Source organism: Winogradskyella aurantiaca (assembly GCF_003362725.1).
GTDB lineage: Bacteria > Bacteroidota > Bacteroidia > Flavobacteriales > Flavobacteriaceae > Winogradskyella_A > Winogradskyella_A aurantiaca.
Genome location: NZ_QKTV01000008.1, coordinates 87,134 through 111,129, shown reverse-complemented (window position 1 = coordinate 111,129; position 23,996 = coordinate 87,134). Strand labels below are relative to the sequence as shown.

At 37.7% G+C, this 23,996-nt stretch carries 25 protein-coding genes; 4 read left to right on the top strand and 21 right to left on the bottom strand.

Annotation, left to right across the window (positions count from 1 at the left end; translation table 11 throughout):
• Positions 1–9: 9 nt before the first annotated feature.
• A complete protein-coding gene (locus DN064_RS12890) occupies positions 10–375 on the bottom strand; it encodes a diacylglycerol kinase (RefSeq protein WP_115463078.1) in 366 nt (121 codons plus the stop codon).
• Positions 375–881 carry a thiol peroxidase gene (gene tpx / locus DN064_RS12885; protein ID WP_115463077.1) on the bottom strand — a complete coding sequence of 169 codons (507 nt, stop codon included), beginning with the start codon at positions 879–881 and terminating at the stop codon, positions 375–377. The genes DN064_RS12890 and tpx overlap by 1 nt, the downstream gene beginning before the upstream one ends.
• Positions 882–976: 95 nt before the next feature.
• On the opposite strand from tpx, the gene DN064_RS12880 reads away from it, so the two are divergent.
• Positions 977–1,465, top strand: a complete 489-nt coding sequence (locus DN064_RS12880) for a cupin domain-containing protein (protein ID WP_115463076.1) — start codon at positions 977–979, stop codon at positions 1,463–1,465.
• Here DN064_RS12880 and pheT read toward each other — a convergent pair.
• Positions 1,462–3,888, bottom strand: coding sequence for a phenylalanine--tRNA ligase subunit beta (gene pheT, locus DN064_RS12875; RefSeq protein WP_115463075.1), 2,427 nt, complete (start codon positions 3,886–3,888; stop codon positions 1,462–1,464). The two genes, DN064_RS12880 and pheT, sit on opposite strands and share 4 nt — an antisense overlap.
• Before the next feature lie 115 nt (positions 3,889–4,003).
• Here pheT and DN064_RS12870 point away from each other — a divergent pair, with 115 nt between their 5' ends.
• Entirely contained in the window at positions 4,004–5,221 is a 1,218-nt protein-coding gene (locus tag DN064_RS12870) for a peroxiredoxin family protein (RefSeq protein WP_115463151.1), read from the top strand.
• On the opposite strand, the gene DN064_RS12865 is transcribed toward DN064_RS12870, so the two are convergent.
• The 6 genes from DN064_RS12865 to DN064_RS12840 form a co-directional block, all read right to left on the bottom strand.
• Entirely contained in the window at positions 5,210–5,941 is a 732-nt protein-coding gene (locus DN064_RS12865; protein ID WP_115463074.1) for a DUF6624 domain-containing protein, read from the bottom strand. The two genes, DN064_RS12870 and DN064_RS12865, sit on opposite strands and share 12 nt — an antisense overlap.
• Positions 5,942–6,142: 201 nt before the next feature.
• Positions 6,143–7,129 (bottom strand): hypothetical protein, encoded by a 987-nt coding sequence (locus DN064_RS12860; RefSeq protein WP_115463073.1) that lies wholly within the window; start codon positions 7,127–7,129, stop codon positions 6,143–6,145.
• A 117-nt stretch (positions 7,130–7,246) separates the two neighbouring features.
• The gene (locus tag DN064_RS12855) at positions 7,247–7,807 is read right to left on the bottom strand and encodes a DUF4870 domain-containing protein (RefSeq protein ID WP_115463072.1); all 561 of its coding nucleotides are present in this window, start codon (positions 7,805–7,807) and stop codon (positions 7,247–7,249) included.
• A 4-nt stretch (positions 7,808–7,811) separates the two neighbouring features.
• Positions 7,812–9,074, bottom strand: coding sequence for an NAD(P)/FAD-dependent oxidoreductase (locus DN064_RS12850; protein WP_115463071.1), 1,263 nt, complete (start codon positions 9,072–9,074; stop codon positions 7,812–7,814).
• 143 nt (positions 9,075–9,217) lie between these two features.
• Positions 9,218–10,159, bottom strand: coding sequence for an alpha/beta fold hydrolase (locus tag DN064_RS12845; protein WP_157962318.1), 942 nt, complete (start codon positions 10,157–10,159; stop codon positions 9,218–9,220).
• 10 nt (positions 10,160–10,169) lie between these two features.
• Positions 10,170–10,823, bottom strand: a complete 654-nt coding sequence (locus tag DN064_RS12840; protein WP_115463069.1) for a hypothetical protein — start codon at positions 10,821–10,823, stop codon at positions 10,170–10,172.
• A 153-nt stretch (positions 10,824–10,976) separates the two neighbouring features.
• On the opposite strand from DN064_RS12840, the gene DN064_RS12835 reads away from it, so the two are divergent.
• Complete coding sequence (locus tag DN064_RS12835; protein ID WP_115463068.1) at positions 10,977–11,411, top strand: hypothetical protein; 435 nt, start codon at positions 10,977–10,979, stop codon at positions 11,409–11,411.
• Positions 11,411–12,112: a helix-hairpin-helix domain-containing protein gene (locus tag DN064_RS12830; protein WP_115463067.1), complete on the top strand. Its 702-nt coding sequence runs from the start codon at positions 11,411–11,413 to the stop codon at positions 12,110–12,112. The genes DN064_RS12835 and DN064_RS12830 overlap by 1 nt, the downstream gene beginning before the upstream one ends.
• A gap of 56 nt (positions 12,113–12,168) precedes the next feature.
• On the opposite strand, the gene DN064_RS12825 is transcribed toward DN064_RS12830, so the two are convergent.
• The 12 genes from DN064_RS12825 to DN064_RS12765 form a co-directional block, all read right to left on the bottom strand.
• Positions 12,169–13,065 (bottom strand): hypothetical protein, encoded by an 897-nt coding sequence (locus DN064_RS12825; RefSeq protein ID WP_115463066.1) that lies wholly within the window; start codon positions 13,063–13,065, stop codon positions 12,169–12,171.
• A gap of 48 nt (positions 13,066–13,113) precedes the next feature.
• The gene (locus DN064_RS12820; RefSeq protein ID WP_115463065.1) at positions 13,114–14,703 is read right to left on the bottom strand and encodes a phytoene desaturase family protein; all 1,590 of its coding nucleotides are present in this window, start codon (positions 14,701–14,703) and stop codon (positions 13,114–13,116) included.
• Positions 14,704–14,782: 79 nt separating this feature from the next.
• Positions 14,783–16,450, bottom strand: a complete 1,668-nt coding sequence (locus DN064_RS12815; protein WP_115463064.1) for an ArnT family glycosyltransferase — start codon at positions 16,448–16,450, stop codon at positions 14,783–14,785.
• Between the two features lie 119 nt (positions 16,451–16,569).
• On the bottom strand, positions 16,570–17,193 hold the full coding sequence (locus DN064_RS12810) for a hypothetical protein (protein WP_115463063.1): 624 nt from the start codon (positions 17,191–17,193) through the stop codon (positions 16,570–16,572).
• A 70-nt stretch (positions 17,194–17,263) separates the two neighbouring features.
• Positions 17,264–17,803, bottom strand: coding sequence for a hypothetical protein (locus DN064_RS12805; RefSeq protein WP_115463062.1), 540 nt, complete (start codon positions 17,801–17,803; stop codon positions 17,264–17,266).
• Between the two features lie 35 nt (positions 17,804–17,838).
• The gene (locus tag DN064_RS12800; RefSeq protein WP_115463061.1) at positions 17,839–18,786 is read right to left on the bottom strand and encodes an alpha/beta fold hydrolase; all 948 of its coding nucleotides are present in this window, start codon (positions 18,784–18,786) and stop codon (positions 17,839–17,841) included.
• The gene (locus DN064_RS12795) at positions 18,704–19,573 is read right to left on the bottom strand and encodes a hypothetical protein (RefSeq protein ID WP_115463060.1); all 870 of its coding nucleotides are present in this window, start codon (positions 19,571–19,573) and stop codon (positions 18,704–18,706) included. Before DN064_RS12795 ends, DN064_RS12800 begins: the two co-directional genes overlap by 83 nt.
• A gap of 91 nt (positions 19,574–19,664) precedes the next feature.
• Positions 19,665–21,050: a S41 family peptidase gene (locus DN064_RS12790; protein ID WP_115463059.1), complete on the bottom strand. Its 1,386-nt coding sequence runs from the start codon at positions 21,048–21,050 to the stop codon at positions 19,665–19,667.
• 76 nt (positions 21,051–21,126) lie between these two features.
• The gene (locus tag DN064_RS12785) at positions 21,127–21,981 is read right to left on the bottom strand and encodes a DMT family transporter (RefSeq protein ID WP_232827494.1); all 855 of its coding nucleotides are present in this window, start codon (positions 21,979–21,981) and stop codon (positions 21,127–21,129) included.
• A 92-nt stretch (positions 21,982–22,073) separates the two neighbouring features.
• Complete coding sequence (locus DN064_RS12780; RefSeq protein WP_115463058.1) at positions 22,074–22,439, bottom strand: cystatin domain-containing protein; 366 nt, start codon at positions 22,437–22,439, stop codon at positions 22,074–22,076.
• A 453-nt stretch (positions 22,440–22,892) separates the two neighbouring features.
• Positions 22,893–23,570, bottom strand: coding sequence for a DUF4377 domain-containing protein (locus DN064_RS14185; RefSeq protein WP_157962317.1), 678 nt, complete (start codon positions 23,568–23,570; stop codon positions 22,893–22,895).
• Between the two features lie 68 nt (positions 23,571–23,638).
• Positions 23,639–23,986, bottom strand: a complete 348-nt coding sequence (locus DN064_RS12765) for a DUF2541 family protein (RefSeq protein WP_157962316.1) — start codon at positions 23,984–23,986, stop codon at positions 23,639–23,641.
• Positions 23,987–23,996 lie beyond the last annotated feature (10 nt).

Below are 23,996 nucleotides of genomic sequence, written 5' to 3'. Positions count from 1 at the left end.
TTTTGGTATTTAGAGCAACTTGGGAAGATATATAATGCCACCAATGATTACGGCTGTTATGGCTGCGATGAAAACGGCCCCTGCCGCGATATCTTTGAGACGTCCAATTTTGTGGTGATGTTCAGGATGAATAAAATCCGCCATGGATTCAATGGCCGTATTTAAACCCTCAATACTCATAACCAATCCTATCATAGCGATCTGAATTACCCACTCAGTAGTAGAAATGTTAAAATAAAACCCCGCCGCAGTAACGGCAAGGGCTATAAAAAATTGTAGTTGAATGCTGGCTTCAGTCTTTAAAAGTAATACCATACCTTTAAAGGCGAAGCCAACACTCTTTAATCTGTTTAATAAAAAAGGCTCTTTAGGCATTATGCATTTTTCAATGCCTTTAAAGCGGCTTCGTAATTTGGCTCGTCGGCGATTTCGCTTACTTGTTCCGTGTAAACCACTTGATCATTAGCGTCGATAACAACTATGCATCTTGATAGTAGGGATTCAAATGGACCTGTAGTAAAGGCAACTCCATAATCTGTGCCAAAGGCACCACTTTTATAATCTGACAGGCTCACCACATCTTCGAGTCCTTCAGCTCCGCAAAAACGCTTCATAGCAAAGGGTAAATCTTTAGAAATACAAAGAACTTTAGTGTTTTTTAAGGAGCTTACCTTTTCATTAAATTTCCGAACCGATTGTGCACAAACGTCGGTATCAACTGAGGGAAAAATATTAAGAACCACAGCCTCTCCAGCAAAATCATCTAAATAAACATCTGTTAAATCTACACCGGTTAATTTAAAATCTGGCGCTTTACTACCAACTTCAGGTAGTTCGCCAATAGTTTCAACGGGAGTCCCGCCTAAGGTTATGTTAGCCATTATTTCATAATTTTGAGTGATTAAAAATAAGGATTAATTCAAATTGGAAGATTAAATCCGTAATAAAGTTTAGTCCCTTAGGTTAACCGTTAATTATGACCGCAGATACTATTATAAAAGAACTTGATTTAAAAGTCCATCCAGAAGGAGGTTATTATAGAGAAACCTACCGCAGCACTGGGGCTTTGGAACTTAGTGGCTATGAAGGTATAAGGAGTTTTTCAACTGGAATTTATTACCTATTACTGCAAGGAAAGATTTCCGCTTTTCACAAAATTAAACAAGACGAAATGTGGCATTTTTATAAAGGATCGTCACTTGAATTACACATTATTTCTCCAGATGGAAGTTACCAAAAAGTGATTGTAGGAAATCAGTTAAATTATGGAGAGGTTCCTCAATTTGTCGTGCACGGTGGTGACTACTTTGCAGCGCGAGTGTGCTCAGGTGGTCATTACAGTCTGGCAGGTTGTACAGTGGCCCCTGGATTTGATTTCAAGGATTTTGTAATGCCTTCTCGATCTGAACTAATTCAACAATTTCCTAAACACGAAGCAATTATAAGAGAACTAACGCATTCTTAACGCAGTTCCGCACCTAATTGACGCTCAAAATTACTCTGAAGTTTCTTCATCACCTTATCAACCTGTTTGTCAGTAAGTGTTTTGCGTTCGTCCTGAAGAATAAAGCTTACAGCATAACTTTTTTTACCATCAGGAAGGTTTTTGCCTTCATACACATCAAAGAGACTCACATCTTTTAAAAGAACCTTTTCAGTCTTTCTGGCAATTTCTGAAATGGCTTTAAATTCAACTTGCTTGTCTATAAGCAATGCAAAATCCCTGCGTACCTCAGGATACTTGGGGATGGCTTTAAACTTGATGTCCTGGCTTTGAACCAATGTAAGAATACTGTTCCAGTTAAAATCGGCATAGAAGACATGCTGGTCAATTCCAAAACTTTTAATGATGGACTTTTTAACAAGACCTAATTGCACGAGTTTTTGTTTTCCTTGATTAAGGCTAATACCTTCTGAGAACAAATCGGATTTGATAGGATTGGTTTGAAAATTGGAAAGTCCCAAACGATTTAAAACTCCATCAACAGATCCTTTTAAGAAAAAGAAATCAACACTATCGGAACTACCATTCCAGCGTTCTTCTTCTTTTGTTCCAGTTAGAAATAAGCCGAGATGTTTGTACTCTTCGCGCTCTTCTGAATACTGGTGATAAGTTTTACCAAACTCGAAGAATTTAAGATTCTCTCGTTTTCTGTTAATGTTATGAGACAGGGCTTCCAAACCAGAAAACAAAATGGATTGACGCATCACTCCGAGATCTTGTGATAGGGGGTTCAACATTTCCACATTGTGCTCTTCTTTTAATTGCTCACTTAACTCCAAATATTTTGCTGTTGTCAACGAGTTAGTCATTATTTCAAAATAGCCCTGAGCGACTAGCTGATTACTAATGACATTTCGCAGTTTGTAATCCTCAAATCTTGAAGAGTTGGAAATAGAAGCATTTAATTTGTTGGTGGTAGCTACATTATTATAGCCATAAACTCTAAGAATTTCTTCAATAACGTCTGCCTCACGTTGCACATCATTTCTATAGGCTGGAATGGTTAATCCCAAACCAGTTTCAGTAACGTTGTTTACTTTAATCTCGAGAGAGGTTAATATACTTTTTATTGTTTCTCTTGGAATTTCTTCTCCGATCAATTTTTTCGCGTTATCAAAGCTTAAACGAACCTCTATATCTTTAATTTTTTTAGGGTAAGCATCTTCGATATCACTTGCAATTTCGCCGCCAGCAATTTCAACAATCAAGAGGGCAGCTCGCTTGAGAGCATATTCGGTAATATTAGGGTCTATTCCGCGCTCAAAACGGAAAGATGCATCTGTATTTAAGCCATGACGCTTGGCAGTCTTTCTGATGCTAACAGGATCAAAATAGGCCGATTCTAAGAAGATAGAAGTAGTACCCTCAGTAACACCCGAATCTATGCCACCGTATACTCCAGCAATACACATTGGTTTTTCGGCATCACAAATCATAAGATCTTCTTCATGAAGTTCACGTTCAACGCCGTCAAGTGTGGTGAATTTAGTGCCTGCTTTACACGTCTTAACTACAACCTTATTTCCCTTGATTTTATTGGCATCAAAGGCATGTAAGGGTTGCCCTAATTCGTGTAGTACATAATTGGTGATATCTACAATATTATTGATAGGGGCCAAGCCAATAGCTTTCAATCGATTTTGTAACCAAATTGGTGACTCAGCAACCTTTAATCCAACTAAAGTAACTCCGCAATACCTTGGCGCACGGTCCAGATCCTGAACATCAACCTCCATCTTTAAAGTTCTTCTGTCAACGTGGTAAGACATGACCGATGGAGTAATAAGTTCTTTCGTAATTTCTTTTTGAATGAGGCCAGCTCGTAAATCTCGGGCCACACCCATATGGCTCATGGCATCAGCACGATTAGGCGTAAGACCAATTTCAAATATCTCGTCATTTTCAATATCAAAAACATCGGCTGCTAACGTACCAGCTTTTAAGGTGCTGTCTAGTACCATAATGCCCTCGTGTGATTGACCTAATCCTAATTCGTCTTCAGCACAAATCATTCCTTCACTTACTTCACCACGAATCTTACCTTTCTTAATGGTCCAGGCCTCTCCTTCTGGAGTATATAACGTTGTTCCAACCGTTGCAACTGGTACTTTTTGACCTTTGGCCACATTTGGAGCCCCACAAACGATGTGTAAAGCTTCACTATCTCCAACATCAACGGTAGTTACCTTTAATCGGTCTGCATTAGGATGTTGTTCGCAGGTAAGTACTTCACCAATCACAATCCCTTTTAGCCCTCCTTTCACAGATTCGAAGGTCTCAATACCTTCGATCTCTAATCCTAAATCCGTCAATAATGCACCCGTTTCTTCGGCGCTCCAATCAGTTTTTATAAACTGTTTCAACCAGTTATACGAAATCTTCATAGGGGTTTTTTATAGCAGACAAAGATAGCAATCCTCTTTGCTTAATGAAATGCTAAATAACCTTTTTTATGTAAGGGATTTGTTGTTATTTCGAACTCTTTACAAAACAAAATTTATGCGCCATTCTTTGCTCTACGCTATTATTTTAATGCTTGTTCTAAGTTGCAAGGATCAACCCAATTCACCAGTTTTAAAACAGGGGGTGTACCGGGCTGTGTTAACAGTACAGGACAATGAAGAACTTCCGTTTATCTTTAAGGTAATAGATGAATCTCATTTAGAAATTTATAATGCAGAGGAAGTGATTACAGTAGATCAGGTAACCTACAAAAATGACTCTGTTTATATTCAAGCACCAGTTTTCGAGGGATTTATTGCAGCGGCCATCAATGAAAGCGGCGATTTATCTGGTCATTTTACAAAAGAAAGTCTTGATCGTGTTGTGTCATTTTATGCAGATTATGGAAATACCAACCGGTTTGGAGCAGGTGAGGCCAATACAGATGTCTCAGGTGTTTGGGAAGTGGTGTTTTCGGAGGGCATGGAAGGAGATGAGTACATGGCTAAGGGTATTTTCCAACAAGATGGTAATAAAGTAACTGGTACTTTTAGAACTACAACTGGCGATTATAGATATCTGGAAGGAGTTATGGACAATCAAACCATGCGAGTTTCTGCTTTCGATGGGGCCCATGCCTTTGTGTTTGTGGCTGAGGTGACTGATTCTACTATGAAAGGACAATTTTATTCAGGAAACCATTGGAAGGAACCTTTCATAGCCAAGCGTAATCCTAATTATGAGTTGCCAAGTGCCGATTCGTTGACCTTTTTAAAAGAAGGGTATGATACATTGGAATTTGAGTTTCCAGACTCCGAGGGCAATATCATTTCTTTAAGTAATCCAGAATTTGAGGGCAAAGTAGTCGTGGTCCAGGTAATGGGTACTTGGTGCCCTAATTGTTTGGATGAAAGTAAATACTATACTCAGTTTTACAAGGCTAATCAAGATGCAGGCTTTGAAATTGTAGCCCTCGCCTTTGAGTATGCTAAAACTAAAGAAAAGGCCTTTCAGGGAATTGAGCGTTTACAGAAACGACTCCAAATAGACTATCCAATTTTGTTGGCTCAATATGGTTCGTCGGACAAGGGAAAAGCTAATGAAAAGTTGCCTATGCTCAACCATGTGTTGTCTTATCCAACCTCAATCTTTATAGATAAGCAAGGCAGGGTTAGAAAGATTCATACAGGATTTAATGGTCCGGCCACCGGCGATAAGTATCTTGAATTTAAACAAGAATTCGAAGGTTTTGTAGCCGAACTATTAGCTGAATAACCGCCTGCTTTTTCGTTTACGTACTTTACGCACAATTATGGTGAGAAAAATGGCCGCTAAGGACAGACCTAACAACAGGAGTAATGCTACATTAGTGACACCACCCGTTACCGAATTATTCTTCATGTGTGAGTCTGTCATATCAGCCAAATAGGTTTCAATAGGTTCTAGGCCAACTTTTGCACGTCGCTCATTTATTTGGTCAGGATCAATTGTGGATCTAGGCGAGGCCTTGCCAGATATAAGATTATAAGTAACTTGAGTCCCGTAAATTTGTTTTCCACCAGTATTTAGTTCTACTCGATCGGTTAGAAATGCAAAGTCCTGAGGGCTGGCATTCTGATACTCAACTTCATGGCGCATCATATTTAGAGCACGTTTTTGGAACTCAGGATCATGATCAGCATGTTGTACCAGCGCGAAATATAAGTAGGTGCCATTTTTACCCAGAACATCGTAGCCCGGATAGCCATATTTATTCAGAATTTGTTCGGCACGAACCTGATTAGATCTATAAATACTATCCTTAGTAGCCTTCCATTCTTTTAATGATAAGTGACTGTGAGAGGCTGGGGGAACGGCGTTATTTGCTGCAAATTGATCTGCTTCAAATCGCAATTGTAATTCCTTAACTAATAGAGTGTCAATATTTGATTGTGCCTGGGCTATTTGGCTGGAAACTATAAAAAGAAGAAGCCCGTAGCGACATAATTTAATCATGGATTAAGTCTTAATTGATTGATGTTAGTTGTATCCTTTTAAATTTGGACGACAACCATAAGACTATTGAATTGAGGATTTGTTACAGTAGGACTTGTTGCAAGAAAACATTCAAGATCAACCAATGACCAGACACCTGGTGCCTTTAAATTGTTTAGGCGAACACAAGTGCCTGGATCGGTTACATCTAAATCAGATCAATTATGGGATAACTGTGAATTGATTGGTTTGGGTATCTAAAATCAATTGACTTTCATTAAGCGATTGATTACCCATCCAACCACCTATTCGCGTTAATACCGTAGCTATTGGCTGTAGCATGGAATACATGTCAACATAAGAAACACGCTTCAGGGGTAATTCTTGGTCTGCTATGGTAAACTTATGATCACTCGGCTTGCTATTGATGTGTATTTTGTCTTCCCAACTTTTTGCATCATAGGTCACGATGGGTGCAGTATTATCTGTGTATTTATTAAAACGTTGTTTTGTTGTAATAAGGCCGAAGGCTGAGCACCCAGAATCATATAAGAATTCGTATGTTTTACCATCAATAGTTACTGGCAGCATTATACGGCGACCAGGAAAGTCAAACGGTTTGAAACTGTTGATTTCATCCATCCAGGTAGGACGCTTTTCAAAAAATTGAAGTTCTTGATTTTCAAAATCGATAGAAGTAATTCTATCAACTAATATATCGCTACCGATTGTACCAATGATATAAGTGGAGTTAGCATTAAATTCAGTGCTAAAGTTGGTGCCATAATTAGGATATATCATTATCATCGACAATGAGATCTGCTGTCCGCCCAATTCCATCTCTAAATTTTCTACAAATCTAGCCCCATTCTTTTTGATTTCTTTTATGTAACACCCCAGTTTCCTTAACGAAATAAGGTCCTTCTCATAGATATACGAGTTAGGAGCTCCAGTATCGAATTGCACATGGAGATTGTGCTCAAGTGTTCCAATTTTAACTGGTAACAGCATGGAGGATTGATTTTCTATATGGCCTTCTATGTTATTGTTGGTCCATTTAAAATTCATAGGCTTGGATTGATGACTAAGTTGTAAATAGGCGGGTCGTTCCTTAAAAAAATTAGTATTAATATTTCTGATGCTGATAAATCCAAAAATTAGGCTGAGACATAAGAATCCCAGAAAACTGTAACCGATTATTTTTTTCATGTCGTAGTAAGATTTGATTAATGATTTTAAAATTGTTTGGCGACAAAGAAATAAGTAAACCCAGTAATAGCATGGGTTTACATGCCGCCATTTTTACGACAATTACCTAAAATGGTCCTAAATTAATCTGAAAGAAAGTTGTAAAAAATCCAAATTCTGACGTTGAATTTTAAGTCCAGTTCTTATGACAATTAAAATATTAAAGGCATAAGCAAGAGCAAAAACAAGTAGCATAACTGGTATGCCTGGAAACCATCTAGAAATGGTAAATGGGCTTAAAATTAGAAGCAAGGACAAGCTTAATGAAAATAAAATTTGAAAATTTACAATGCGCCGCCCAACCGTATTGACCAATTCCAATTCTCTATTGCGCTGCCAGATAAGAAATGGAAATATCAGATTGCCAAAAGGAATACCTAAAAAAGATAATATGGATAGGTTGATAATTCTTATTGTTGTTATTTCAGAATCTTGTGATTGTTTCACCTGCTGATAAAGCGCCTGTAAAGACGAGGGTTCCATCTCAAATTCTTTGGCTAAAGCGTTAAGCGAGAAGCCTTTTGGGACTTTATTTGAGGCCTCTAATCGCTGGATGGTACGAAGGGATAGTCCAGTTTTGTTAGCCAAATCGGATTGGGTGTATCCCGCTTTTTCACGTATGGATTTTAGAACATTCAAGAAATTAGCTTTTGAGGCGTTCTGTTGGTTTGATGATCATTCTAAAATACTGGTCTTTATTGATGTAATAACCCAGCCAATTATACAGGGTTCTGGCTCTGTTTTTAAAATTAACCAATCCTGCAATATGTACAAAGATCCAAATTAACCAAGCTCCAAATCCCTTTACATAGTGTTTCTGACCTGGAAAATCAAGAACAGCCTTATTGCGGCCAATAATAGCCAAAGATCCTTTGTCATGGTATTTAAATGGTTTCCAGGCTCCTTTAGATCGTTTCAGGTTTTCAGCAAGATTCTTGGCTTGCTGCAAAGCAGGCTGCGCTAATTGTGGATGGCCATTAGGATAATCTTTATCCCCATAAACTAGGGCACAATCTCCCAAGGCATAAATGTTCTTATGGGATTGGACCTTATTGTAGACATCCGTTTTAAGGCGCTTTCCTGGTCCTAAACAAGTGTCTTGAAATCCATGAAACGTTTTTGCTGATACACCGGCAGCCCAGATGAGGTTTTTGGAAGCTATGCACACTCCGTTAGATAGGGTCACGGTGTCTCCATCGAAATCCTTTACCAATGTGTTCATGATCATTTTTACACCTAACTGTTCTAACTTTTTGGATGTATAGGATTGGGCATTTCCAGACATGGCTCCTAAAACCGAGTCTTGTCCATCAACAAGGGTTATGTCACCGAGGTCTTCCTCCTTGAGTTCGGGATAATCTTTAATAATCACAGAGCGTTTCATTTCGGCAAGAATACCAGACAATTCCACACCGGTTGGGCCAGCACCGGCAATCACGAAGCTTAAATGATTTTTGCGATCTTCATCGTTTGCTAATCGTGTGGCTCTATCAAAACGTGTGAGGATAACGTTTCTAAGCGATAAAGCATCACTTATGGTTTTCATTGGTAGACTCTTGGCTTCAATATTGGAATTTCCGAAGAAATTACTTTCTGTACCAGTAGCCATCACCAGTATATCGTAGTGGAGTTCTCCGTTGCTTAGTATAATTTTGTTTTCTTCAGGAACCACTTGTTCTAAAGATCCTAATCGAAATCGAACATTCTTAAGTCTTCTTAGGATTTTACGAAAGGGGTAACTAATGGCTGAAGGTTCCATAAAACCAGTGGATACCTGATAGATAAGGGGAGGAAAAAAATTGTAATTGTTACTATCTACTAAAATAAGTTCGAAACCCTGCTGGTTTCCCAGACGTTTTACCAGTTCCAGACCAGCAAAACCACCGCCCATAACAATAACTTTCATAGGTGTATTTCAAGACCATAAAGGTAATTAAATCCAAAGGATTATCGTTTGCAGGCACCTTATAATTGTAGCAGTGAGTGTACTTTTTTAATCTCTGTATTCCCAATGCTGAATGTTTCAAATACTTTCTAAATTGTTACTTTCTAATCTGATTTGTTCTTGTAGTTTTCGAACCATGCAATTGCATCCATACGATAATTATCAGGTAGAATGTGTCCGGCATTAAAAGTCTTGAGCAACTTCTCATTTGTAGTTAAAAGATTATAGAACTTGGAGAATTCTGCTGAGGTAGTGTAGAAGTCTTTTTTACCCATTAGTAATAAAAGGGGACTTTTTTGTCTAAGAACGTGAGTCATTGGAGTGATATCCAGCTGCCCTTGAATAACCTTTGGGGACCAGGTGTCAAATGTTTCAAGCCCTCTTGCAGGTAGGTTCAAGGGTGGTACACAGGCCACCACACAGGTGATTCTTTGGTCAAACATACTGGTCAATAGCGCAAGGTTGCCTCCCATACTGTAGCCTAAAGCCATAAAATTTGTTGAGGCATCGGCATTATTTCGTTCTATGTAGTCCATGATAATCCGTAAGTCCTTAACTGTACTAGTCATCAATTGCTCGAACAGTAAAGTGTCGGTTTCATTATTTGAAACTACCGGGGGTAAGCTGGTTGGTGGTCTAAAGCCTAATTCATAACTGCGTTCGCCATGAAATTTAGCATCGGGAATAATAAGATTGTATCCTAATTGAAGCAATGAATCTTTTATAGCTGTGGTGTTTTGACTCCATTGGAGGTATGGTTCGGATGGAAATAGCCAATCATCTTTAGAATCGCCTAAACCGTGGAGAAGGAAAATATAATTCTTAGCTTTATTTCTGCCATTCTCATAAAGATAAAATGGCGCTTTTGAGTCAAAGCCATCTATAACCACCTTTTTTAGCTGAGTCAAGGAATCCAAGCGTTGTTTAGAAACGACTTCTGCAATAGGTTGAACTTTGGCATCATAATCGAATTTAGTTGTGGTTGATTGGGCATACACGGATGCACCTATTGAAATAAAGCACAGAAAACTTAATAATTGATTCATACGTTTTATTTTAATCCACATTCGGTGCTAGAGGAGAGATCATGATATGTGCTCTATGTGTCCCCGGATTCATGATCCAAGGATGGTTGGAGGCAACCGGTTGTTCTGGTAAGCCGGTTGATGCCGCAGTGGCATAAGGTAGATACACGACATAACGCAGAATGGCCTGATCTACTTTATTAGTTCCTTGATCGTAGTTGGTTTCCGGACCGTAATAAATGTGTAAGGTGGTGCCTGTTGGAATATTCAATTCTCCTGAGGCCATCTCTGCTGCACGAATATCAAAAATTTCATCTCGGCTTTTACCTTGGGCACGTAATGCCCGTCCGCGTGCCATAAATGGCTCGAGATCTTTATGGTAACAAGCTGCATTAAATCCATCTTTTTTTGAATCGTCAACCAAAACAATAAACTCGTTGCTACCTTCTCTAAAGGTTACAAATTCCCCCTTCATGTTATAACCGATTACCGTGGCACTGTCCCTGCCAGCTTCAGGAGCGGCCATCAAAGCAGTGGCAACCAGTGCGTCATCAGAAGCAATGGCTTTTAGATGGGGTTTTACTTGAGTTTGAGGTTTTTTATAGAAATTATTAGCCGCTTCATTTTTTTCATTGCAGGACGCAAACAGAACTAATAATATGAGGAATTTAAATAAGGTTTTCATGCCTTGTATGATGTTATGGTTGGTATCTGAAGGTACAAAAAATACTAATGGGAGCTTCTTGTTTGCTGATCGCCTAAACTTTTGTTAATATTATTTGGAATCTTTCTAGATAATTTTTTTTAAGAGCATAAGCAATGTATTTTTACCGCCAAAATGGCAAAACCACCAATAAATCAAATACTGTCAAGGGTAAAAAAAATAGTGCTCACTGCATTATTATTCATAACGTTTGGTACGGTTCTAGAGTTATACCTGTTAGATCATTATGAGGATACCAAGCAATTGATTCCTATCATTTGTATTGGTGCTATGCTTTTATTAATGATGGTATTGGCTTTCCGTCCGTCAAACGTTATTTCTAAACTTTTCCAATTTATGCTCTTAATAACTGCGTTTTCGGGAATTTACGGAACATACTTGCATTTAATGGCTAATTATGAGTTTGAATTGGAAATGACCCCAAGCGCCTCAGGTTGGACTCTTTTCAAGGAAAGTCTTTCAGGTGCACTTCCAGCTCTGGCACCAGGGAGCATGGTAATACTAGCCTTAATTGGATATGTATACATAACACTTTTAAAACAACAATAATGAAACAATTCAAAACAATAATCTTAGGTACGGCCTTATTAAGTATGATTTTAATATCGTGTAAAGAAAACAAAGCTGAGGAGCAAACTCCCCAAACACCAGAAACTCCGGCTACAGAGGTGGCGCCTGAAACTGCAGAAACTCCTCAAGCAGAAATCGCTACTGTATTAAATGCTAATTTGGCCACAGAAGAAGAGTTACAAGGACTCAACTTACCAACTGAAGTTCTCTCAAAAATCATGGCAGAACGCCCGTTCTTAACTATGAATGATTTTGATAAAGCTTTAGGTGAGATGCCTAACAAGGAAAACGTGTACAAGTCCATCTTTGTGCCTTTTAATTTAAATACCACAGCTGAAGCGGACTTCAAGATGATTCCAGGGGTAGGGGATCGTATGGCACATGAATTTGAAGAATACAGACCATACACAAGTATTAAACAATTTAGAAAGGAAATTGGCAAGTATGTGGATGAGGATGAAGTGGCACGCTATGAAAATTATGTATTTGTGCCAGTTGAATTAAATTCAGCCTCTGAAGAAGATATTAAAGCATTACCAGGCGTGGGTGGGCGTATGGCGCATGAATTTGAGGAATACAGACCTTATAAAAACATGGAACAGTTTCGTAAAGAAATTGGGAAGTATGTTGATGATAAGGAACTAAGCCGATTGGAACGCTTTGTATATATAAAGGAATAAATTAATAATAGGCTATAAGGTAAAGGTCCCAGGATATTATAATTCTGGGACTTTTTCTAGTTATCGGCAGAAGTCGCTTGATTAGCCAATTGTTTTTGATATTGATTATGAATTATGATAATGGTCAATCCAAACAGAACAGCTACCACAATTAAAATGGTACTGATGAGACCACTGACACCAAATGATAACCTTATAAGTATTGTGGATACTACAAACCCAGAATTTCTTATGATTTTATGAAATTGATCGGTATAAAAGAAAGATAACAATAATAGTACCACGTCAACAAGGATTAAAACCGTAAAAAATTGATCGAAGAATAAATTATTAATACTTTCAAACGAGGGCGGGTTGCCTGATGATAAAGATAATTGGGAAGCCCAGTCTATTAAAGTAAATAAGGCCAAAACGAAGAATAAAGGGACCAATATAACCGCAATAGCACGTTTTCTAATTATAAATTGTTGTACGTTGCTGGTTGCAGTTTTGAGTTGTAGTTTTCGTCTACCTTGTTTTTGAAATTGATAAATAAGATAGAAAAGTATCAATGATGCTAGAAGATCGTAGGTAAATTGAAGATCATCTTTAATCTCAAACCAATTAGCTGATAATTCCAAAGCAGACAAATCTTTAAACAGTTTTCTAATTATTATAAGGGTAATAATTTCGTATTGTTTGGTGATATAGGTTGTAAATGATTTTGGTAAGTAATAGATTAAAAGGTATACTTCATAAATAAGGATAAATGAGAATGGGGTGTAAATAGCTGAGATCGGGCTTTTAAATAACTCAGTTTTGGTAAAAAGATCGATGATCCCGAAATCCGAGAGGTATATTAGACTCAAATGAATAAAGAAACTAATAAGCGCTACATAAAGTATTACTTTCTCAATTCGCTTTTTAGTTATTTCAGATAGTAAGAGCTGAAAAAGTTGATGTGCTCGTTTCATTTTAGGAATCCAAATCACGAATTTACAAATAATAAGACAATTGTCTGATTATGAATTCAATACCGATTTCATAATGTTTTTGCCTGTCATTGCAGTCGCTGTTAATACTCCAGAAAACAGTGCGCCTCCAACACCACAGGTCACAATATCCTGACCTGTTAAATAAAAATTCTTTATAGGTGTTTTAGGTTTTAGGAAATCTTGTCGAAACCGCTCTGGACTGTGGTCAAGACCGTATATTTCACCTTTATGATAGTTGGTAAAGTGTTTGGTAGTTAATGGTGTAGACAACTCATAACAATCCACCTTACATTTTACTTGGGGCAGATGTTTATAGACGACCTCTAGTAGTCGTTGGGCAAAATACTCTTTCTTAGCTTCGTAATCCTCTCCACGCTTTTTCCATCTGGTATCTTCCCAAAGTTCAAAAGTATCATAGGGAACCAGGGTAATCACATCAATCGTGCTTTTGCCAGGATAGCGATTGGACCAGTCAGGATCCTTAGCAGAAGGAAAGGAGAGATAGGCAACTGGTAAGGGATTATCCAAATCCTTGAGGTAATCTTCTACACAGGAATCATGATCTTTATGTTCTGGATATACCCAAAAATTGGTCTTTGGTAATTGTAATTCTTCTGGGGATCCATTGAGACCAATGTACAAACTGGCGTGCGCCACGGAAGGAGTAATCTTTTTGAGTTGCTTTCTTAATCGGTGCTTCTCAACAATGTTATAGGGTAACAATTGATTGTAAGTGGTTATAATACCTGCATTGCTAACAACCTTATCAGCTCGTATCTCATTCCCGTTTTCCATACGAACTCCCACAGCAGTATTGTTATCAATCAAAACCTCCTTTACTGCTGCGCTGACCAGAATGGTACCTCCTGCTTTTTCAATAACTGGGTCAATGGTAGCAACAATTTGAGATGAACCTCCAATAGGAAAACTACCACCATCAAAATAATGCCTTGCTACAGTGGCATGCATGGCAAAGCTACTCTGCTTAGGTGGTAAACCATAATCGCCGTACTGACCTGTTAATACCTTAATCAACCTTTCATTGGACGTCAAGGATCGCAGTACGTCATAGGTGGTTTTATCGGAGAGTTTGTAAAAAGGTCGCTTTAGAAATCCTCCAATCAACTTGTTTAGAAAAGGTGGTAGCGCTTTGCTGATGTAATAAGATCTTCCTTTTTTTATAGCCTCAAAGACCAAGCTTATATATTGGTTGATGGCGTTTTCTTCTTCGGGAAAATAACTAATCAACTTAGCCTTAAAATTTGTAACCCCTTTAACAAAGTCATAGTGTTGATCGCCAATAATAATACGGTCGTAAACCTCTCCCATATCGGCCCATTCCAATTGGCTTTCTGTGATATAGTCAAATAACTTCTTCATAAGACTGGATTCGCGCTGCATCTCACCAATATAGTGGATACCAACATCCCATTCATAGCCTTTACGTTTAAAGACATGGGTAAATCCACCCGGAGTATAATGGCGTTCTAATAACAAAACTTTTTGACCCTGTTTAGACAGTAGCGCTGCAGTAGACAAGGCTCCCATGCCAGAGCCAATAATTATTGTGTTGTAATGATCTTGTAGTTGGTGTTTCTTTTTATAAGATTGAACCATAGGGAAGATGTTAATTAGTGGCTACAAGTTAAGTTTTCTATTTTTTTGAGCTATTGATAATTTTATAACTCCTGAGCATTTATTTTAAATGAATCTTATATGTCTTACTAATGGCTTTAGGTGCAATGATGCCATGTCTTATTGTTATCAGCATCCCATAATCCCCAGATTTTATGCCATCTTTTATAGTCCATTCAATGTCGATAGTTGATGTAGTATTAGGTGGAAGTACTTTGGTTCCGGAATAACTGACAGGTATGTGTGTCTTATTGTAGCCTTCTAACAACATTAAACCAAAATCAAATCGGTCATCGACGGCATCGAGGTGGATTGGGTAATTGTAGGGATTATAGATAGCAACCTTGACTGTACCCTTTCGATCTAGCTTATCCAGTTTATCATCAAGAACCTGTGCTTTTAGCTTTGCACATACCACATAATTGTCAAGAAATTTATAATGCACCATCCGCCCCGAATCAAATACCATACTATCCAGATGTGCTGCAGGTAAATCGCTTATAACCAAAACAGGTCTATTATTAAATTCTTTCTCAACTTCAAAAAGATCATACTGGCTTTTACGATAGAATGCATTATTATCGGAAATAGCCTCAAAACCAGTGTAATAGTAATGTTTAGACGCTTTTTGATAGGAATTAATATACACTACCGGTTTCCCATTAGATAGTTCTGATACCGATTCAAAGAATTCTTTTTTGTCTTTATAAAACTCTGTTTTCACAGGAAGTTCAAACAGGATTACGATGCGTGCTAAAATGATTAGGGAAACAAAGATAATCGCGATTATCTTCAATGGCTTTAAAAGACTCGCTTTCTCTACAATAAGCTCAAACATTAAAACGGTAATGGGAATAATACCAACTGCTACCCAGTGTGCTTCAATTCGTGATCGCAAAGACATAAACAAGAACACGGTAATAATCCCTATCAACATTCTGAATAGAAACTTGCTATGATTATTGAGGCTAACAAGCAGTTTGGAATTTTTAAAAATTAAGAATAGAAAAGCCGGATTAAGGATGGCTAGAGTTCCAAGAAGATAGTCGTCCACATATTTTAAGCTATACTTACCGCTGGCCCTTTGAAATAGATGAAAATCAAATGTGATGAAATCATTCTGAATTTGCCAATACAAATGAGGTATAACTAAAATCAAAGCAATTAATCCAGATATATAGGTGCTCCAACGCTTGAGTAAATCTAATCGGAAAAGTACGGCTAGTAAAATCACAATACCCCCATGGTACTTGGAATACACGAGCAAGGCAGCAGCGGATCCAAACAATAGCATGTTGGCAATCGACTCTTTATCAGTAATTCGTTTTAAAGCCAGAAGGAACAAAGCGGTAAAAAAGAGCAGGGGTACGTCTGGTGTGGTTAAAAAACTATACACATGAAACAAGGGTAGAGACAATGCTATTCCAAAGAAAATGAGCTCAGCCTTGGGTATCTGACGCTTAATTGTAGGAATGAGATTCCAAACAGTTTTTAGGGTAAAACCCATCATGACCACTGTTAAAAAACGTATGCCTAAAACCGGACTTGGCATCACCATAGTTCCCACCTTAATCATATAGGCCACCAAGGGTGGATGATCAAAATACCCCAAGTCCAAATGCTTGGAAAACATCCAGTAGTAGGCCTCATCCTGTATGATAGGGGTGATTAAGGCCTGTATAAAGTTTATAAAGCAATAAACGATTATATAGCGATCGATTGTTTTCATTGGTAGTGGTTGATTAGAATTTTACTAACAAACACCCCAAATATACAGTGACCATTTTAAATCGAAGATCACAATAGAATTTTTGATTCTGATGATTTAAACCTGCTATGAAAAAAACATTATTGAACTGAGAAATAATACTCCCTTTCAGATTCGCTTAAGATTCTCCAGGAAACACGCTCGCATCGCTGAAAACCAATTTGTCCTGGGAAATTGGTGATTGGATAATCTTCAATAATGACCTCGTTTCGTGCTGTATTACGCAATTCAGCATTTCTAAAACTAAAGACAAAATCACCCGTTGTTATTGGTTTGAATCCAATTCGGTAGCGGAAGGAAGTCTCATCAGAATCCAACTCCGGAAGGGCCAGTACATCGGCATTTTCGCAGACAGGGATACCAAAAGTATCTCCTATGTCTAATACCAATTCAAATTGGTCAATAGCATCCTGGCAATTACTTATGTCTGTTGGATTGATGAATTTAAAGACCCCAAAATTGTCTGTTTGAGGGTCGATGCCAGTTATAGAATCGTTGGTCTCCAAATCTAAGACTTGAGAGGATACTAAGCCTTCCACCCAAATCGTATCGTTTAGTGAAAAATTGGATTCTGGGCTTATTTGTACGCGAAAGGTGTTAAATGAATAGCTGGGTTCCTCGTCTTCTTCACATTGAAACGCCATAAGAAAGGGGAGGAATAAAAAAATGAGGTATTTACGATAGTTCATGATAGCTGTTTTCATTTAGATTCAAATAAACAACAAAGGTTGCGTGTTAGGACCCTTTGGTAACAATTTACTAACTTTCAGAAAACTAAAGTACTTGAAAAACCATTTTACCACATTGCGCAAAAGCACTATCTAGCTCAAAGCCAATGCGGTGTTCTTGAATAATCTCTGAAACGCGCTGACCATAAGCTTCTCGTGTATCTTCGTTAATACTCTTATCCATGATATTGTAGTAATAGCTGTTTATAGAGCCATCTTTATTAAAGTAAAACCGATGCCAAATTTTAACGGTCTCAGCGGTAGTACCCCAGTCAAATTCCTTGGTCAGTAAATGTTGTCCTATATTTTGGTTCAGCGCTACCCAAGCTTCCATGGCCACTTCGCGGTCTTCAAAAGGTATTCTAGGATCGTTAAGATTGGGGCATTTAAGGTCTAGTTCTTTAACTTGTTGAACATAGGCGGGGTCTTTAAGAACATCATATACCCCAACGTTTTCAGCCATAGCTATAGTTTCTTCAATAGAATCTGTGACTGTTTTTTCTTGTGTACTTGTAGTGGAGTTTTTACAACTTAAGTTGATACTAATAAGGCACACCAAAAAATATGGAAAGTGTAATTTCTTCATAAATAACAATTTTCAGTAAATATATAACTAAAAACTTAGTTGAAAAGGAAATCTTTGATTTTTATCAATTCTGAACTGAATTTCTCTGGTTCATCCGTTGGGATTTCATGTGTGGATTTATCAAACCAAATGAGTTGTTTATCAGGAGTTTTTAAACCATTGAAAAAGCTTTCACCTTCCTCATAATTGGCCACATGATCCAAGCGGCTTAAAAATGAAAAATAGGGGCATTTTAGCTCTGTAATGGTGGAGGAGTGGTTTATTTCTTCTGCTTTCAGAAATATAGGCATCCATAGATCTGCCCAATCCTGAAATAGTTGTTTAGGAAAAGTATGTTCTGCATTTTTAACACCTGAATAATATGCCGACCACTTTCGCATGTAATACAAGTCGGTCCAGGTGTTAAAGGGTAGTTGAATTTTGTCAACTTCTTGATTGGCCATTCCATTAGGTTTTTTAGCTACTTGTTCTTTAAGCCAAAGTAAGTTGCCTTCTTCCGAAACCGCCCCGTTGGTTAAACCGCTAACTGAAATATACGCGTGGAGATTTTCCGGATGCTTAGTTGCATAATTAAGACCAAGGATATTGCCCCACGAAAAGCCAACTAGTAAGAGTTTATCTTTTTTAAATTTCTTGAGCAAATAAGTCACCACTTCTTCAGTATCCTTCATTAAAATATCCAGGCTAATTTCGGCGTCAGGTGACCAGGCTTCGGTAATACCAGCGCCGCGCTGATCCCATTGGGCAACTATATAATGCCGACGAACCTCTTTCATGAAGCTCTTAGAATAAGAACGTGATGAAAACCCGGGCCCTCCATGAATAAAAAGTAACAATGGAAGTTGGTCGTTCGTCGAATTGGCTCCAATCCATTGTTTAATACCACCAATACGCACCCCTTCATGCGTTTTTACCTTTTTTTGAGCTAAGCAAAAAGATGATACTATAAGTGCTATTATGACGATTATTCTGGAACGCTTCATATACTTGACTCTGTAATTTTCGAACTTCAAATAATTCGTAATCAGACCGCATCTGTGAGTAATTAAATTTACTAATTGAATTTAACTGTTGACTAAGATAAGTGATGTTAAAGGTTGGCAAATTGTACTCGTTAAATTTATAAGAGGTTCTGCGATTACTTTTTAAATAACTAATGTCTGTCCTTTGTCCTAAGCTATTATAGGTTATAATTCGTTCTAAGCGATTAGCTGTGGTTTTAACCCTATATACTTTTTGGACATTTCGAGCGTCATAGACATGAAGATGACTATAATCGAGTTTGCCATTTTTCTTGTAATATTCGATTTTAATCAGTCGTTCTTTATTGTCATATGAGCGGCGTTGGGTGAGAACAAATTTGTTATCATCAAAAGCTTTGACATAGGTTTCGTGTAACAAGCCATCAGCATTGTAGATGAATTTTTGATGTTTGCGAAGGGTTTCGTCTAAGCTAGTTCTAAGCGTTTCTTTATGAAGGCCCTCTGAATAAATATAGTTACTCCTTGCTCTAATTTTCCCGTCCTTAAATTCTTTAATGGCGACTAATAACCCATCAGCGTTATAACGGTATTGAAATTTAGAACTCATAAGACGATTGAAATTGAAATACTGATCTTCTATTTTTTGGCCCTTGGAGTTATAAAATCGAATTGCACTGAGTGTACTGTCATTAGTTCTGGGATTCAAAGAGTAAGTGACTCGTTCTCTTATTTGAAGTTGCTGGATTATAGAATCTTCATTAACATGACTTTCTTGGGCGATCCCCATAAAAGAACAGCAAAATATCAGAAGTAGGCTATAAGATTTCAATTCGGTCGTAAATGATTTCTCTCAAAAGTAAAAGAAAAATCAAAACCTCCTATTTTAGACTCAATGATTGCATGAGACTCTCAAGAATCTCATCTTGATCATCCAGTAAATGATCTTGGATTCTTATGTCAGGCATGACCCCATGTTCTTCGCTATTGCCATCGACTCTAGTTATATAACCTTTGGCCACCTTTATTTCAATACCTGTTTCAGGTAAATAGTAAGTAAACTGTGAGCCGTATAAATTTGGTGATTCTGTTGTTGGTTCACCTACTAAAGTGGCAAAACCGTAATCTTGGATTTGAGCTGCCGTAACTGTGGATTGTGAATGCGACTGCCGGTTGATCAGCACATAAACGTTACCAATAAAGCGCTTATTCTTTGCTTGTGGTTGATAATCCTCAAAACTAAATTTATAGGATTCCCCATTCTTGTGGCTTAAAAACGACTTCCAGTAGGCTTGCGTTGTATCGCGATGCTTTAGAACATCGTCTTTTAATCTTTGACTTGACTTTAGAATTAAGTCCGAAGTCCACTGAAACGGATGGTCGGCAATATAAGAAACCAGATAGTCACCAAAATCGTCTTGACCACCTGGATTGTTTCTTAAATCGATAATTAAGGTTTTGGTTTTATGACTTCTAATCTGTTGAAACGAACTATCAATAAACACTTTATAGGCTTCCAAATTACCACTTAATTCTCCTGGGTTTAAATAGGCGATATCAGATGTTTTAAATTCAAATTGCCGTTCAATATTGTAAACTTCATTGCGCTTCATTTCAAAATCATCTATTAAATTAACGGCTCTAAGCTTAAAGGATTGGGCTCGACCCTTATTAATAATAGTTACCTTAAAGTCTTGTATCTCACCAAATACCTGCCAATACAATCTTGGAAAGGAAATAAGCTCCATCTTAGCTAGTTTAAACGCGTGACGTTCTGCGGAAATATGTGGATAGATTTGCTTAAGAATGTCGTTTATAGGTTGACCATTAATGGCAATGACTTCACTTCCAATTTCAATTGAACTCTCGCTCGACCAGTTTTTTCTAATTAAGGCTTTGTTACCTTCAAAGGCCAATTCTAAAGGAAAAAGCGTGCCACCTGCGTAAGCATAATCGATATACAATTGGCCAGGAAAGGGTATTTCGGTATGTCCGTTATTAAGCTTGCTGATTAGCTTTTGATAGAGGTTTACTGTTTCTAAAGCTGACAGCGAGTCTTTCTCAATGCTCCCTCTTAAGTCCTGAAATGTGGAATTGAAATCCGCTTCAGAAGTATAGGCAAATGCATTTAAATGGGTTTCAACAAGACTGGTTCTTAAAGTTTCCAAATCCGATAGTACAGTTTGCTTTGAAAAGGTCTTCGAATTTTGACTTGCCAGACTAAAAGTCCATATGGATAAAACGATAGTTAAGATGTATTTGCTCATTGTGGTTAGTTTTTACTCTAACACAACGAATAAGCTCAAGTCTTGTTACAGATCTTTTTTTAGAAATGAATGGACTTTATTTATTTACTCTTAAACTTTCAATAACAACAGCAGAAATAACCAGTGTTCCTCCAATAAATGTATTTAGATTGGGTTGTTCGTTTAGAAACAAGTAGGCTAGTAAGATGCCGTAAATGGGTTGCATGGAACTTATTAGGCTAGCCGAGCTTGCTGAAAACTGCTTAAGACTCTTTACGAAAAGGGTATGGCCAAAAACGGTAGTTACAAGAGCTAAGGTCACTAATGCGGGTAAAAAGGGCGCCACTTCTCCCTTTTTAAAATGGTACATGGCTGGGATTAGAATCACCGTGACGACCAGCATTTGTAAAAACATCAAGCTACTTTGGTTATAACTATGAACCTTTGGCTTAAGTATGATATTGCGCAAGGCATAGCATAGGGCAGAAAGCACGCCAAAACAAATCCCTTTGAAGTAGTTGCTACTTAAATCAATTTCAGGCGTTAAAATTATCATGCCAATGATAACAAATAAACCAGTAAATATGTGTGAGCGATGAAATTTGGTGCCTAAGATTAAAGGTTCTAAAAGAGCTGTGATGACAGGGAAGGTGTAAAGGCTAATGAGAGCAATGGCGACATTGGATATCTGCAAGGAATAGAAATAGGTCATCCAATGGAATCCCATAAATAAGCCACTTAGTAAAATGGATAAGCGGTCTTCCTGCTTGACTTGTAGGCTGTATCCGCGAAATTTTATATAGCACCATAAGATTATGACTGAAAACAAAGCTCTAATAAAAATTGTCAAAGGAACAGCAAGATCAATATAGCGCCCAAGTACCCCTGAGGTACTTATTAAAAGCACGGCTAAATTGAGTTGAAACAGTTGATTAAAATGATGGGTTTTCAAAATTGGTGTATACAATCTAAAAACAGGTTCTAAGACCTGTTTAAATTAATTTTGGAACAAAGTACCATCGCTATTATTAATCCCAAGAGAGTCTAATTCAGTTTTTCAGAGCTTGTGAGTTGGTATTCGTTTTTTAAATTTCTATACACCACCACTTTCCAGTCTTCACCATTGTCTAAAGTGAAATGCACCTCATAATTTTTTCCACTAACAATTTGTGTTTTAGCAGCACTGATAGCACTAATCTTTGCCGAGAGATTTAGTGTGTTTACAGCAAATTCTAAGGCTTTCTTTACCTCGTCCGTAACTTCAGCATCTGACCATCCGCCGGCAAGGTTTTTTGGCTTTTCCATAGTCTCGTTGGTGCTTATTGGCTTGGACTCTTCTTTTCTGGTATGTTCACAATTAAATATACAAAACGTGACTATAATAAGGCTAATAACTTTAAAGGTTTTCATGAGTTATAGGTGTTAAAAATTATGTTTTGGTTGGTACAAATCTTCAAAGACCTCTGGATTGAAGTGCAAAGGTTTAAAATTAGGCAACCATTGCAATTGGTGATGCCTTGTTTTTAGAGGATCAAAATAATAACTATCCTGCCTAATGCCTATCCAACTTACTGTGTTATTTTCAAATTTACATTTATCATAAAGGTAAATACAACAATCATCTTGACATCCGTAAACAGGTAGCAAGCTCGTGGATTTTAATGAATTTCGGAAATCAAAAGGGTGCGGCTTAGGATGTGTTATCGGCATAAATTCTTCTCTGTATCTGCCTTTAGTAAACTCTTCGGGATAAGTATTTTTTAACTGATCCTGAAAGAAACACCCGTTAATAAACAGGTCTTTGTAAAGCGCTTGAGCATTACCTTGTAAATGACGATTGTGTAAACCTATGCTATCCAACGACTAGTCTACTTTTTTAAAGGTTAATAGTACCTGACCATTAGCATCCAGAAGATGCAATTGCCCAGGTTCTTGTCGGTATTGACGCACAGCATTCAAAGCCGCGTTAATTGCATTAGGCTGTACCATATCTGGACAAGCCTTTTTGGTGCTCATAAGTGGTCCAAACGTAAGAGTATTGGCTGAAACCTGCTTAATGCTACCTCTTAAGTTGTTGCAACCATCTGAGCCTAAAATTGTCATTTGTCGTGTGTTTAATTCTATATAAGGTCTTTTTTTGCTGTTTTCTACCGTTACAGCGGTATCAGCAATGTCAGTGAGGGCCCAAACGTCATTTAAGCGCAATAGTTCATCTGGTTTTTTAGAAATGACTTCCACTAGCTTATACCGTATTGAAGACGCATCTGCAGGAACATTAGCCGGGTCCATTCGAATGAGTTCTACTGATACCTCATAGATATAACCAGGTTCATATGTAAACCCTTCAATATCTTGGTAAAAATTGGACCACGCTTCCTCGGGTGAGTATTTTACTTGTAAGCATTGCATAGGGCCAACACCAACGCAGTCAATTCTTGCGCTATTAATCCATAAAGCCTTGGTTTCTGGTGTAATGTTGCAGGACATCATAGCAAATGATATTAGGATGAATACTGTTGTCGTAATTTGTGTTCGTCTCATAGTTTATTACTAACATGAATTTTATTAATCGCTCGTTAAGCCAAGCACGTCTACTTTGGCCCGTTTGGTTAAAAGCATGTTACCATAGGCTTCATAAGTAATCTCAACCTGCTTAAGCTTTTGTCTTTCTGTATTCTATACGGAATGGTACTGGTGCCTTTTGTCAAAATTCCAGTGCCCTTAGGATCGTGTGATTCTTCAGAACCATCGGAATAAATCAAGGTTGTCTGTTTGATTTTTAAACTGCCTTGACGGCATGTTAGTTTTATCTTAGACACATCCCTTTCATCACCGTAAAGTGTAATTCGATCTTTTTCGGCTTTATAGCTAACATCCTTTTTGGCTAAGATTTTCCAGTCGCTGTCTTGAGCATAAATTACTGAGCTAGTAAGTAAGACGGCTAAACAAATGGACAAAAATCTACTC

Coding starts and splice junctions, on each gene's coding strand:
- DN064_RS12780 (WP_115463058.1), bottom strand. CDS start 22,439: ATGAAAACCTTTAAAGTTATTAGCCTTATTATAGTCACGTTTTGTATA.
- DN064_RS14185 (WP_157962317.1), bottom strand. CDS start 23,570: ATGAGACGAACACAAATTACGACAACAGTATTCATCCTAATATCATTT.
- DN064_RS12850 (WP_115463071.1), bottom strand. CDS start 9,074: ATGAAAGTTATTGTTATGGGCGGTGGTTTTGCTGGTCTGGAACTGGTA.
- DN064_RS12835 (WP_115463068.1), top strand. CDS start 10,977: ATGGCAAAACCACCAATAAATCAAATACTGTCAAGGGTAAAAAAAATA.
- DN064_RS12865 (WP_115463074.1), bottom strand. CDS start 5,941: ATGATTAAATTATGTCGCTACGGGCTTCTTCTTTTTATAGTTTCCAGC.
- DN064_RS12810 (WP_115463063.1), bottom strand. CDS start 17,193: ATGAAAACAGCTATCATGAACTATCGTAAATACCTCATTTTTTTATTC.
- DN064_RS12880 (WP_115463076.1), top strand. CDS start 977: ATGACCGCAGATACTATTATAAAAGAACTTGATTTAAAAGTCCATCCA.
- DN064_RS12820 (WP_115463065.1), bottom strand. CDS start 14,703: ATGGTTCAATCTTATAAAAAGAAACACCAACTACAAGATCATTACAAC.
- DN064_RS12890 (WP_115463078.1), bottom strand. CDS start 375: ATGCCTAAAGAGCCTTTTTTATTAAACAGATTAAAGAGTGTTGGCTTC.
- DN064_RS12805 (WP_115463062.1), bottom strand. CDS start 17,803: ATGAAGAAATTACACTTTCCATATTTTTTGGTGTGCCTTATTAGTATC.
- DN064_RS12845 (WP_157962318.1), bottom strand. CDS start 10,159: ATGAATCAATTATTAAGTTTTCTGTGCTTTATTTCAATAGGTGCATCC.
- DN064_RS12815 (WP_115463064.1), bottom strand. CDS start 16,450: ATGAAAACAATCGATCGCTATATAATCGTTTATTGCTTTATAAACTTT.
- DN064_RS12830 (WP_115463067.1), top strand. CDS start 11,411: ATGAAACAATTCAAAACAATAATCTTAGGTACGGCCTTATTAAGTATG.
- tpx (WP_115463077.1), bottom strand. CDS start 881: ATGGCTAACATAACCTTAGGCGGGACTCCCGTTGAAACTATTGGCGAA.
- DN064_RS12795 (WP_115463060.1), bottom strand. CDS start 19,573: ATGGGGATCGCCCAAGAAAGTCATGTTAATGAAGATTCTATAATCCAG.
- DN064_RS12790 (WP_115463059.1), bottom strand. CDS start 21,050: ATGAGCAAATACATCTTAACTATCGTTTTATCCATATGGACTTTTAGT.
- DN064_RS12870 (WP_115463151.1), top strand. CDS start 4,004: ATGCGCCATTCTTTGCTCTACGCTATTATTTTAATGCTTGTTCTAAGT.
- pheT (WP_115463075.1), bottom strand. CDS start 3,888: ATGAAGATTTCGTATAACTGGTTGAAACAGTTTATAAAAACTGATTGG.
- DN064_RS12800 (WP_115463061.1), bottom strand. CDS start 18,786: ATGAAGCGTTCCAGAATAATCGTCATAATAGCACTTATAGTATCATCT.
- DN064_RS12840 (WP_115463069.1), bottom strand. CDS start 10,823: ATGAAAACCTTATTTAAATTCCTCATATTATTAGTTCTGTTTGCGTCC.
- DN064_RS12825 (WP_115463066.1), bottom strand. CDS start 13,065: ATGAAACGAGCACATCAACTTTTTCAGCTCTTACTATCTGAAATAACT.
- DN064_RS12860 (WP_115463073.1), bottom strand. CDS start 7,129: ATGAAAAAAATAATCGGTTACAGTTTTCTGGGATTCTTATGTCTCAGC.